Below are 13,131 nucleotides of genomic sequence, written 5' to 3' on the forward strand. Positions count from 1 at the left end.
GGGGTTTCCCCATGTGAGAGTAGGTCATCGTCAAGATTAAATTCCAGAACCCCTGATTGCTAACGCAATCAGGGGTTTTGTTTTTGCGCGGTCGAAAACCAACCACGCTTGCGCTTGACGTCAACGATAGCGCGACCTTTCTGAATCAGTGCGGAGCCCTTGCGTTCTTCGCAATCAAGCTCGCTCCTACAGGCGGCCTTCAATGCTAAAGTCCATCCCTCGATTTTGCTTTTCCCAAGGAAGCCTTTATGCCGGATGCGACGTCCCTCAGTGCTGGATTCATGGTGGTTCACGGCAACCGCCTGGATGAGCTGCGCAGCCTGGTCGTCAGTTGGATGCGTCGCTATCCGCTCGCCCCTCTGGAAAACGAAATCGCCCTGGTGCAAAGCAACGGCATTGCCCAATGGTTGAAACTGGCGCTGGCCGAAGACCCCGAAGAGGACGACATGGGCGGCTGCGGTATCGCCGCCGCGATCGATGTGCAACTTCCCGGCAGCTTCATGTGGCAGCTCTATCGCATGGTCCTGGGCAAAGACGAAATCCCCCCCAAGTCCCTGCTCGATAAAGCCCCGCTGACCTGGCGTCTCATGCGCCTGCTCCCTGAGCTGATCGACCAACCGCATTTTGAACCCCTGCAGCGCTTCCTTACCCACGACACGGATCTACGTAAACGCTACCAACTGGCTGAACGTCTCGCCGACCTGTTCGACCAATACCAGGTCTACCGTGCCGACTGGCTGGAAGACTGGGCCGCGGGCCGCCACCAACTGCGCAATGGTCGAGGCGACTCCAAGCCCCTGAGCCCCGCCAACTGCTGGCAAGCAGAACTGTGGCGTGCGTTGCTGCTGGATGTCGGAGAGGAGGGCATGGCCCAAAGCCGCGCAGGGGTTCACCAGCGCTTTATCGAGCGTATCAACACTCTGGAACAAGCCCCGGTTGGCCTGCCTTCCCGAGTCATCGTCTTCGGCATTTCTTCCCTGCCAGCCCAGGCCCTGGAAGCGCTTGCCGGTCTCGCCCGTTTCAGCCAAGTGCTGCTGTGCGTGCACAACCCTTGTCGCCACCATTGGTCCGACATCGTTGCCGACAAAGACCTGCTTCGAAACGAGTACAAACGCCAGGCCCGCAAAGCTGGAATGCCGGTCACCATCGACCCGCAAACCCTGCACCAGCACGCCCACCCGCTGCTCGCTGCCTGGGGTAAGCAAGGTCGCGACTACATCAACCTGCTGGACAGCTATGACGACCCCAACAGTTACCGCTCGGCATTCCGTGACGGCCGCATCGACCTGTTCAGCGAAAGTGAGCCCACCACCGTGCTCAACCAGCTCCAGGACGACATCCTCGAACTGCGCCCGCTCAACGAAACCCGCGAACTCTGGCCAAGCGTCGACCTGGAGCGCGACACCTCCATCCGTTTCCACATCGCCCACAGCGCCCAGCGTGAAGTTGAAATTCTCCACGACCAATTGCTCCAGCGCTTCAGTGCCGACCCCACGCTGCGCCCACGGGACATCATCGTCATGGTCCCCGACGTCGACAGCTACGCGCCGCACATTCGCGCCGTATTCGGCCAGCTTGAAAGGAGCGACCTGCGCTTCATTCCGTTCACGTTGACAGACCAAGGCCAGCGGGGCCGTGACCCACTGCTGATCGCCGTCGAACACCTGCTTAAGCTGCCCGACAGCCGGTTCCCGGTCAGTGAAATCCTCGACCTGCTCGACGTCCCGGCATTGCGCGAACGTTTCGCCATCAAGGAACGCGACCTGCCGACCCTGCATCGCTGGATCGAAGGCGCGGGCATCCGCTGGGGCCTTAACGCCGAGCAACGCGCGGGTCTGGGCTTGCCCCAGGAGCTCGAACAAAACAGCTGGCGTTTCGGCCTGCGCCGCATGCTCCTGGGTTACGCCGTGGGCTCTGGTTCGGCCTGCGATGGCATTGAGCCCTACGATGAAATCGGCGGCCTCGACGCCGCGCTGATCGGCCCGTTGGTCGCGCTGCTCGACGCACTGCACGACGCCCACCAGGCACTGTCACAACCCGCCGCGCCGAGAGAATGGGGCGAGCGCCTGCAAAACCTGATGCAACTGTTCTTCCTCCCGAGTAACGAGCACGACGACTACCTCTTGGGCCAACTCGAGCAATTGAGAGAAACCTGGCTGGAGACCTGCGAGTCCGTCGGACTGCACGACGAATTACCCCTGACCGTAGTCCGCGAGGCCTGGTTGGCCGGCCTCGACCAAGGCCGCCTGTCCCAACGGTTCCTTGCGGGTGCTGTCAATTTTTGCACCTTGATGCCCATGCGCGCGATCCCGTTCAAGCTGGTGTGCCTGCTGGGCATGAACGACGGCGACTACCCACGGGCGCAGCCACCACTGGACTTCGACCTGATGGGCAGCGACTACCGCCCAGGCGATCGCTCGCGCCGCGAAGACGACCGCTACTTGCTGCTCGAAGCCCTGCTCTCGGCCCGCGACCAGCTTTACATCAGTTGGGTCGGGCGCAGCATTCGCGACAACAGTGACCGCCCGGCCTCCGTGCTGATCGGCCAGTTGCGCGACCATATTGCGAGCGGCTGGCACACCACCAACGGCGAGCCGCTGCTGGAAGCCACCACTCAGGAACACCCCCTCCAACCCTTCAGTGCCCGCTACTTCCACGAAGGAGATGAACTGTTCAGCTATGCCCGCGAATGGCAGTTGCTCCACGCAACCCCCGAGAGCCTCACTGACACCGCCAGCCTGGCGCCCTACATCCAGGAAGAACCGCTGGGTCTCGGCCAACTGCAAGACTTCCTGCGCAATCCGGTCAAACACTTCTTCAGCCAGCGCCTCAAAGTGTTTTTCGAAGCCGCTGAAGTCCCGCTGGAAGATGAAGAACCCTTTGTCCTCGATGCATTGCAGCGCTACAGCCTGAGCGACAGCCTGCTCGCGGCCGCGCTGACCCAGCCCGACAACCTCGATGAAGCCCTTAATGCCCAAGCCCTGCGCCTGCAAGGCAGCGGCTTGTTGCCAATGGTCGGCTTCGGCGAATGCCTGCGCAAAGAACTGATCGAGCCTTTACCTGATCTGTTGCAACGTTACCAACAACTCCTGGCACTCTGGCCTACCCCGCACGGCAGCGCCGAACCTATCAGTTTTGAGCATCAGGGCGTTCAGCTGGAAGGTTGGATCAGCGGCCTGCACCAGCGCGGCGACGGCGCCTTCCTGAGCGTCACCGCCATCCCCAACAGCATCGGTTCGATCAAGACCCGCAAGTGGCACCGCCTGATTCGCCCGTGGGTCAATCACCTGGTGGCCTGCGCTTGCGGGGTGCCATTAAGTACCGGCCTGGTCGCCAGTGACGACACCCTGCTACTGGCCCCGCTGGAACAAACCACAGCCCAGGAACTCCTCGGCAACCTGTTGCTCGCGTGGAAAACCGGCATGAGCCAGCCACTGCCAATCGCCGTCAAGACCGCGTTCGCCTGGCTCGGTCAAACCGACCCCGTCAAAGCCCAAGCCGCCGCCCGCAAAGCCTACGAAGGCGACGGCCAAACCACCGACGGCGAGCGCCGTGAAAGCCCCGCGCTCACCCGCCAGTTCCCCGACTACGCCGCGCTGATGGCCAGCGAAGAGTTCGAAGGCTGGTGCGAAACCCTCTATCGACCGTTGATCAATGCCTCCTGGCGATCACTCACCAGCGCGGAGGCCAGCGCATGAGCGGCATAAAACCCCTGGCCCTGGCCTTTCCGCTCCAGGGCAGCCAGTTGATCGAAGCCAGCGCCGGCACGGGCAAGACGTTCACCATCTCGGCGCTCTATTTGCGCTTGGTGCTCGGCCACGGCGGTGACGACTCCGGCTTCGGCCGCGAGTTGTTGCCGCCGCAAATCCTCGTCGTGACGTTCACCGACGCCGCCACCAAAGAGCTGCGTGAACGTATCCGCATCCGCCTGGCAGAAGCCGCGCGTTTTTTCCGCGGAGAAATCGAAGAGCCCGACGCATTGATCGCCGAACTGCGCGACCAATACAGCCCCGCACAATGGCCCGGCTGCGCGAATCGCCTGGACATCGCCGCCCAATGGATGGACGAAGCCGCCGTCTCGACCATCCACAGTTGGTGCCAGCGCATGCTGCGCGAACACGCGTTCGACAGTGGCAGCCTATTCACCCAGACCCTGGAAACCGACCACAGCGACCTGCTCGGCGAAGTGCTGCGCGACTACTGGCGACTGTTCTGCTACCCGATGCACGACGATGCGTTGAACTGGGTGCGCAACAATTGGGGCGGCCCGGCCGCGCTGATGCCACGCGTACGCGCGCTGTTTGGCAGCGAGCGGCCCACCGATGAAACCCGTGAACCTGCCGAACTGATCAACGCCTGCCTGCAAGAGCGCCGCCAGGCCCTCGTTGCACTCAAGGCGCCCTGGCAGCAATGGGCAGATGAACTGCGTAACATTTGCCTGCAAGCAGTCGCCGCCAAGGCCGTCGATGGCCGCAAGATGCAAGCCCGGTACTTCGAGCCCTGGTTCGAAAAAATCAGCGCCTGGGCGGCTGACGAATCCCTCGAGCAACTGGACATCGGCACCGGCTTCACCCGCCTCACACCCGACGGCATGGCTGAAGCCTGGAAAGGCGAACCACCGCACCATCCCGGTATCGACGCCATGGCCGGTCTCAAGGCCAGCCTCGATGCTTTGCCAACGCCCGATGCCGCGGTACTGCAACATGCTGCCGGCTGGGTGGGGAAACGCTTCGAAGAAGAAAAACGCCGTCGCGCCGAAATGGGCTTCGACGACATGCTGATCCGCCTCAACGCCGCCCTGCAGGCCGACGGCGGCGAGCGCCTGGCCAGTGTGATCCGCGAGCAGTTCCCGGTCGCCTTGATCGACGAGTTCCAGGACACCGACCCGGTGCAATACAGCATCTTCGACAGCATTTACCGCATCGAAGAAAACCACCTCGACAGCGGCCTGTTCCTGATCGGCGACCCGAAGCAGGCGATCTACGCGTTTCGTGGCGCCGACATCTACACCTACCTGCGCGCGCGCCAGTCCACCACTGGCCGCCATCACACGTTGGGCACCAACTTCCGTTCGAGCCACGCTATGGTCGAGGCGGTAAACCATGTGTTCCAGCGCGCAGAAAAAGGCCGTGGCGCGTTCCTGTTCCGCGAGCCCGACGGTACGAACCCGGTACCGTTCCAGTCGGTATTGTCCCAGGGCCGCAAGGAGCAACTGCAGGTCAACGGTCAGACGTTGCCCGCGCTGAACCTTTGGCACTTGCCCACCGACCAGCCCATATCCGGCGTGCTCTACCGTCAACAACTGGCGGCTTCGTGCGCGAGCCAAATCGTCGCCTTACTCAACGGCGGCCAGCAGGGTACTGCGGGATTCCTCAGCCAGGACGGTAATCTTAAAGGCGTACTGCCGTCGGACATTGCCATTCTCGTACGGGACGGCAAGGAGGCCCAGGCCGTGCGTGCTGAACTGGCCGCCCGTGGCGTGCGCAGTGTGTATCTGTCCGACAAAGACTCGGTGTTCGCCGCCCAGGAAGCCCATGACCTGCTGGCCTGGCTCAAGGCCTGCGCCGAGCCGGATGTCGAGCGCCCGCTGCGTGCCGCCCTGGCCTGCGTCACCCTTAACCTGTCACTGGCGGAACTGGAGCGTCTGAACCAGGACGAGCTGGCGTGGGAAAAGCGCGTGATGCAGTTTCGCGACTACCGCACGATCTGGCGCACCCAAGGCGTGCTGCCGATGCTGCGGCGCTTGCTGCATGACTTCAAGCTGCCGCAAACCCTGATCACTCGCAATGATGGCGAACGGGTACTGACCAACTTGCTGCACCTCTCGGAATTGCTGCAACAAGCGGCCGCCGAACTGGACGGCGAACAGGCACTGATCCGCCATCTGGCCGAACATCTCGCGCTTTCCGGCCAGGCGGGTGAAGAGCAGATTTTGCGGCTGGAAAGCGATGAGCAACTGGTCAAAGTGGTGACGATCCACAAATCCAAGGGATTGGAATACGACTTGGTTTTCCTGCCGTTTATCTGCTCGGCAAAACCGGTGGATGGCAGCCGCTTGCCGTTGCATTACCACGACGCAAATGGCAGATCCCAGGTCAGCCTCAGACCCACCGCCGAGTTGATCGCCCAAGCGGACGACGAACGCCTGGCCGAAGACTTGCGCCTGTTTTACGTGGCACTGACCCGCGCCAAACATGCCTGTTGGTTGGGCATCACCGACCTGAAACGTGGCAATAACAACAGCTCCGTATTGCACCTGTCGGCCCTGGGCTATTTGCTCGGCGGCGGTGCTTCACTGGGCGAATCCGCAGGCCTGGCCCGCTGGCTGCTCGATTTGCAGGACGGTTGCCCGGCGCTGCATTACGCAGAAATGCCCGAAGCAGACGCAGTTGTGTTCCACCCGCCGCGCAACGAAGCGACGTTGCTCGCGCCGCTGCTGCCCAAGCGCAAGGCGGCAGAAAACTGGTGGATCGCGTCCTACAGTGCCCTGCGCATCGGCGAAAGCATGAGCGCCGCGAGCCTCGAAGCGCCGGAGAGCCCGCAGGCGCAGAAGCTCTTCGACGATGAACGCCTCGACCCGGATGCACCACGGGAAGTGCCGGCTTCCGGCGGCGATATCCACCGTTTCCCACGCGGGCCGAACCCCGGCACCTTCCTCCATGGCCTGCTGGAATGGGCCGGCGGCGAAGGCTTCAACGTTACTCCCGACGCCATCGAAGATGCCGTCGCCCGTCGCTGCAACCGGCGTGGTTGGGAAGGCTGGATCGGCACCCTCGGCGGTTGGCTTGAGCATCTGTTGCACGCCCGGCTGCCGCTGGGCAACGGGCAGGCGGCCCTCAGCGAGCTGCAGCACTACCAGATCGAAATGGAGTTCTGGTTCGCCAGCCACAAGGTTGACGTCCTCGCGCTCGACAAGCTGGTGTGCCAGCACACGCACAATGGTGTATCCCGCGTGGCTGCCGAGCCGGTGTTGCTCAACGGTATGTTCAAGGGTTTCATCGACCTGACCTTCGAACACGAAGGCCGTTACTACGTGGCGGATTACAAATCCAACTGGCTTGGTCCCGACGACTCGGCCTACACGCAACAGGCCATGGAACTGTCGATCCTTGATCATCGTTACGACCTGCAATACGTCCTTTACCTGCTGGCCCTGCATCGCCAGCTCAAGGCCCGACTACCGGATTACGACTACGACCGGCACGTCGGCGGCGCGTTGTACCTGTTCCTGCGCGGTAGCCATTCTGCGAGCCAGGGCGCGTATTTTACCCGGCCGCCCCGGGAATTGATCGAAGGCCTGGACCTGCTGTTCCAAGGCAAACCGCTACCACTCAAGGCCGAACCCGCCTGGGAACAAGGAGTGTTGCTATGAGCCTGTCGCCGTTACCACTTGAAGAGCTGACGCCGCTGAACCGCGCCGCCGATCTGGTGCAGTTGCTCGATCTTTGGGTGCAGCGCGGCTGGTTGCGTGCGCTGGATAAAGCCTTTGTCGGTTTCCTCCACGAGCTTGAGCCAAAGGCTGATCCTTTGGTACTGCTGGCCGCCGCCCTGACCAGCCACCAACTGGGCCACGGCCACGTATGCCTTGACCTGTTCGAAACCCTCAAAGCACCTGATTTCGCCCTGTCCCTGCCGCCCGAAGGCGATGCACAAAGCGGTGCCATGCTGCTGCCATCGCAATTGCTTGATGGCCTGGACGGCGCCCATTGGTGCCACGCCCTGGCCGCCAGCCGCCTGGTGGCACTGGCCGTCGACGGCAGCGAAGAGGCACAAAGCCGGCCACTGGTCTTGTCTGGCAAGCGCCTGTACTTGCGCCGCTACTGGACCTACGAGCGGCGCATCGACACCGCGTTGCGCCTGCGACTCGCCACCCGTGAAAGTGTTGCCGATGATCTGTCCGAACGGCTGAACCGCCTGTTCGACCAGGCTCCGCCGGACGGCGTCGTAGACTGGCAAAAACTCGCCTGCGCCCTGGCCACACGCGGCGCATTCAGTATCGTCACCGGCGGCCCGGGCACTGGCAAAACCACTACTGTGGTGCGCTTGCTCGCGCTCTTGCAGGCGCCAGCGGTGGAGGGCGGCAGCGCATTGCGCATCCGCCTCGCCGCCCCCACCGGCAAGGCCGCCGCACGCTTGACCGAGTCCATCAGCCAACAAGTGCTGTCGCTGAAAGTGCCCGATGCGGTAAAGGAAAAAATCCCGACCCAGGTCACCACCGTTCACCGTTTGCTCGGCAGTCGCCCCGGCACCCGGCACTTCCGGCATCACATCGGCAACCCGCTGCCCCTGGATGTGCTGGTGGTGGACGAAGCCTCGATGATCGACCTGGAAATGATGGCTAACCTGCTGGACGCGTTGCCGCCTCACGCCCGCCTGGTGCTGCTGGGTGACAAGGACCAACTGGCTTCGGTTGAGGCAGGCGCGGTGCTGGGTGATTTGTGCCGCGACGCAGAAGCCGGCTTCTACAGCCGGCAAACCCGTGAGTGGCTGCAACAGGTCAGCGGCGAAGACCTCGGCGCCAGCGGCCTGCAGGAAGACCTCGACGGTAGCCATCCCTTGGCGCAACAGGTGGTGATGCTGCGTTACTCGCGCCGTTTTGGCGAAGGCAGCGGCATCGGCCAACTGGCCCGCTGGGTCAACCAGCAAAACCCCGGGCAGGCGCGTAAACTGTTGACCGCCCGCAGCCACGCCGACCTGTTTTGCGTCAGCCTCAAGGGCGAGCACGACCATGCCCTGGAGCGCCTGGTGCTCGACGGCCACGGCGACGGTGCCCAGGGTTATCGCTATTACCTGAAGCTGCTACAGACTGCGCGGCCCACCCTCGACACCCCCCGGGATGACGAGGGCTGGACCGTGTGGGCGCAAAAACTGCTGAAAGCCTTCGATGCATTCCAGTTGCTTTGCGCCGTACGCAAAGGCCCATGGGGCGTCGAGGGGCTGAACCAGCGCATCACCGCGGCGCTGCTCAAGGCCCGGCTGATCGACAGCGACCAGCAATGGTACGAAGGGCGCCCGGTGTTGATGACCCGCAACGATTACGGGCTGGGCCTGATGAACGGCGACATCGGGATTGCCCTGAAACTGCCCGAAAGTGACGGCGGGCCCCAAGTGCTGCGCGTGGCGTTCCCGCGCAACGACGGTCAGGGCGGCGTGCGCTTTGTGCTGCCCAGCCGGCTCAACGACGTGGAGACCGTGTACGCGATGACGGTACACAAGTCCCAGGGCTCGGAATTCACTCACACCGCGCTGATCCTGCCGGATGCCCTGAACCCCGTGCTCACCAAAGAGTTGATCTACACCGGCATCACCCGCGCCAAGGACTGGTTCAGCCTGATCGAGCCACGAGGCGGTGTGTTCGAAGAGGCGGTGAGTCGCAAGGTGAAGCGCTTGAGTGGGTTGATGCTGGAACTGGGCACGTGATCGTTAAAGAAGCTGACCGATGGGTTATCTAATTTTTCTGATCAAAATGTGTGATTTTTCTTAATAAAATGTCGGAATCCTCCTAGGCGTCGCTTCGGACGGGTTCCGCCGTTGTGCTATCGTTGCGGCATCATCCCGAGAAGATCTAAGAGAATCGCTGCATGAACGTGGCTGTCTCGCCCACAGAGCGAAGTTTGAGCTGCAGACGCATGCTGCTGTTGGCGCTTCTATGGGTTCTCGCGCCTCTCACTTTTGCCCAGCCGCCAGCCGGCGTCGCCGATCAGCGGGCGAAGGCCGTCACTCAAGTGGTCCTCGGAATTCTCAGTTACGCCCGCTGGCCGGTCGAACCCACCCAACTGCGCCTGTGTATCGTCGGACCAACCCAATACACCGACGACCTGGTCAAAGGCACCATTCAGGCCACCGGCCGTCCGGTGGTGGTGCAGCGCTTGCTGGTCGATCATCCCGACATCGCCAGTGCCTGCGACGCCATATACATCGGCCAATTGAACAGCGACGAGCGCAGCCGCCTGTTCGCAGCGTTGATTGGCCATCCGGTGCTCAGTATCAGCGAAGGTGGCGACCAATGCACCGTGGGCAGCCTGTTCTGCCTGCGGGTGGGCGATGAGCAGGTATCGTTCGAGGTTAACCTCGACTCTGTTGCCCGCAGTGGCGTACGCATTCATCCGAGCGTGCTGCAGTTGTCTCGACGTCGAGCGCCGGGGTCATGAGTTACCCCAAGGCACCCGTGCGTCCCACCCTGCGCTCAGTCATCGGGCGCGGCCACCTGAGCCTGGCGCTGATGGCCGTCAGCATGGCCAGTATCTCTCTGACCCTGCTCGGCGTACTTGCGCTACGGGTGTATGCCGACCATAACCTGCACCTGATCGCCCGCTCCATCAACTACACCGTGGAGGCGGCCGTGGTGTTCAATGACAGCGCCGCCGCCACGGAAGCATTGGCCGTGATCGCCTCGGAGGAAGAGGTGGCCCAGGCCGAAGTCTTCAACGTCGACGGCAAGCGGCTGGCCTTTTGGGAGCGTCCGGAAACCGGAATGTTGTCGATGATCGAGCTGGAGCTGGCCCATGCCCTGCTCGAACAGCCTATCAGCCAACCCATCCTGCACCAGGGGCAGGTCATCGGCCGCGTGCACCTGACCGGCCATGGCGGCAGCTTGTTACGCTTTTTGCTCAGTGGCCTTGCCGGCATCCTGGTATGCACCGCCCTCAGCGCCTGGGTCGCGTTGTTCCTGGCGCGGCGTCTGTTGCGGGGTATCACCGGGCCGTTGCACAGCCTGGCGTCCGTGGCCCACGCCGCGCGCAGCGAGCGGGCGTTTGACCGGCGTGTGCCACCGGCGCAGATCGCCGAGCTCGACAGCCTGGGCAACGACTTCAACGCCTTGCTCGACGAGTTGGAAGCCTGGCAAACCCACCTGAAAAGCGAAAACGAAACCCTCGCCCACCAGGCCAGCCATGACAGCCTGACCGGGTTGCCCAACCGTGCGTTTTTTGAAGGACGATTGATTCGCGCCCTGCGCAGCGCCGCCAAGCTCAACGAGAAAGTCGCGGTGTTGTTCCTCGACAGCGACCGCTTCAAAGACATCAACGACAACTTTGGCCACGCCGCCGGTGACGCGGTATTAGTGGCGGTGGCGACGCGCATTCGTGCGCAATTGCGCGAAGACGATCTGGTGGCTCGCCTGGGTGGGGATGAATTCGCCATCTTGCTCTCACCGTTGCACAAGCTTGAGGACGCCCATCGCATCGCCGACAAGATCATCGCCAGCATGGACGCACCCGTTGCGCTGCCTGGCGACACCCACGTCTTGACCTCACTGAGTATCGGTATCGCTGTCTACCCTGATCATGGCGCCACTCCCGGTAACCTGCTCAATGCCGCCGACGCGGCCATGTACCAGGCCAAACGGCTTTCCCAGGGTGGCCAGCAAACGGCGGAGACGGAGTGCCCCGCCGACAACGTTCAACACAGGAGTTGACCCCTTGTTCTCGACCGCACGCTTTTTATTTATCACCTTGCTCGTGGCCTTGCTCGCCCTGAGCGGCTGCCAGACACCGCCGCCCAAAGGCCTCACCCCGGCACAAATCGCCGTGCTCAAACAACAAGGCTTTGAACTGACCGACGAAGGCTGGGCGTTCGGCCTGTCGGGCAAGGTGCTATTTGGCAGCGACGTCGAAAGCCTGAATGCACCCAGCACCGAGATCGTCCAGCGCATCGGCAAGGCACTGTTGGGCGTGGGCATCGAGCGCGTACGGGTCGACGGCCACACCGACGCCTCGGGCAAGGAGACCTACAACCAGCAACTGTCCCTGCGCCGGGCGAAAAGTGTGGCGCACGTGTTGGCAGGCGTTGGTATGAAGGAAGAAAACATACAACTGCGTGGGTTGGGCAGCAGCGAACCGGTGGCGTCCAACGCGACGGCGGTGGGGCGGACGGAAAATCGACGCGTATCGATCGTGGTGAGCACCGACTAAAGTGGGTGATTCTTCACCTCCTTTGCTGCGGTTTTACCTTACGATTCGCGTATAAATGTTGGCCGCGCGATAACCGTATCAGGTTCAGAGGCAGTACTGATTATGACCACCGTTCGCTGGGAAACCCGGGTAGCGGCAATTGCGAGTGATGTGTGGGACAGTTGCTTTACCGACGTCGAAGGACGTTGGTGGTACGAAGCCCTCGAAAGCAGCGGGCTTGAGGATCAGTTCGAATTTGCCTACGCCGTGATCGAAGACCGCGGCGTCCCGGTTGCGATCGCTCCGACCTTCATCATGAATGTGCCGATGGCGCTGGTAGTGCCCCCGGGTATCGCCAGGGTCATGAGCATTTTTCCGCCGTTGCGGTATCAGCGCACTCTGTTTATCGGCTCACCCTGTTCCGATGAAGGCTCCATCGGCATGCTGGCGGGATACTCGCTGGCAGACTTTGTCTTGCCATTGCAGGATGCCTTGAGCGCCCGCGCGAAAGCCCGCAACGTGTCGATGACCGTGTGGAAAGACTTCGGTGAATTGCAAAAGCCGGCGTTCGACGCCTTGTCCCAGGCTCGCGGACTGTTCCCCATGGTGAGCTTCCCGGGCACCACGGTGACGTTGCCGGCGGGTGGCTTTACGGCGTACCTCGAAGGGCTCAAGAGCCGCCATCGGTACCGGCTGAAAAAGAAACTCAAAGACGGCCTCGCCCAGGGGCGGGTCAATGTAAGCGTGGTGCAGCAGCCTGACGAACAGGCGCTGCAAGCCCTCTACGGGCTGTTTCAACAGACCTACGAAAAGGGCAAAACCAAGTTCGAGAAACTCAATATCGAGTTTTTTCGCCAGATAGCCCTCAAGCCCCAGTCGCACTTCATCCTGCTGACCGATGACGCTACAGGCAAGCTTGTCGCGTTCATGCTGTGTTTTCAGCTGGGTGAAAAGGCCATCAATAAATTCATCGGTATCGACTACAGCGTCGGCATGCAGTCGCACCTGTACTTCCAGCTATGGGAGCAGGCGGTCAAATGGGCGTGCAGCGTGGGCGTCACCTCCCTGGAAAGCGGCCAGACGGCCTATGGCGCCAAGCGTGAGGTGGGACACCAACTGGTGCCATTGCACTGTTATTGCCAGCACCGCAACCCATTGCTGCACCGGGTATTCGGGGCAGTCGCGAAAAAAATCACCTGGATCAGCCTGGACCCGGAGCTGGAGCAGATGTCGTAGGACT

Annotated in this window: 7 protein-coding genes; all 7 read left to right on the forward strand. The window is 62.2% G+C overall.

Going from position 1 to position 13,131, the window contains the following annotated elements; translation table 11 throughout:
- Positions 1-248 precede the first annotated feature (248 nt).
- The 7 genes from recC to ACZRN6_RS22820 all read left to right on the forward strand — a co-directional run bounded on the left by recC (position 249) and on the right by ACZRN6_RS22820 (position 13,127).
- The gene (gene recC / locus ACZRN6_RS22790; protein WP_464008889.1) at positions 249-3,698 is read left to right on the forward strand and encodes an exodeoxyribonuclease V subunit gamma; all 3,450 of its coding nucleotides are present in this window, start codon (positions 249-251) and stop codon (positions 3,696-3,698) included.
- Entirely contained in the window at positions 3,695-7,372 is a 3,678-nt protein-coding gene (recB, locus tag ACZRN6_RS22795; protein WP_464008890.1) for an exodeoxyribonuclease V subunit beta, read from the forward strand. The genes recC and recB overlap by 4 nt, the downstream gene beginning before the upstream one ends.
- Positions 7,369-9,420 (forward strand): exodeoxyribonuclease V subunit alpha, encoded by a 2,052-nt coding sequence (recD, locus tag ACZRN6_RS22800; RefSeq protein WP_464008891.1) that lies wholly within the window; start codon positions 7,369-7,371, stop codon positions 9,418-9,420. The genes recB and recD overlap by 4 nt, the downstream gene beginning before the upstream one ends.
- A gap of 161 nt (positions 9,421-9,581) precedes the next feature.
- Entirely contained in the window at positions 9,582-10,151 is a 570-nt protein-coding gene (gene yfiR / locus ACZRN6_RS22805; protein ID WP_464008892.1) for a regulatory sequestration protein YfiR, read from the forward strand.
- Complete coding sequence (gene dgcN / locus ACZRN6_RS22810; RefSeq protein ID WP_322143113.1) at positions 10,148-11,416, forward strand: diguanylate cyclase DgcN/YfiN; 1,269 nt, start codon at positions 10,148-10,150, stop codon at positions 11,414-11,416. Before yfiR ends, dgcN begins: the two co-directional genes overlap by 4 nt.
- A 4-nt stretch (positions 11,417-11,420) precedes the next feature.
- Positions 11,421-11,912 carry an outer membrane lipoprotein YfiB gene (gene yfiB, locus ACZRN6_RS22815; RefSeq protein WP_322143114.1) on the forward strand — a complete coding sequence of 164 codons (492 nt, stop codon included), beginning with the start codon at positions 11,421-11,423 and terminating at the stop codon, positions 11,910-11,912.
- Positions 11,913-12,014: 102 nt separating this feature from the next.
- A complete protein-coding gene (locus ACZRN6_RS22820) occupies positions 12,015-13,127 on the forward strand; it encodes a GNAT family N-acetyltransferase (RefSeq protein WP_464008893.1) in 1,113 nt (370 codons plus the stop codon).
- Positions 13,128-13,131: the final 4 nt, after the last annotated feature.

This window comes from Pseudomonas sp. A125 (assembly GCF_055409485.1).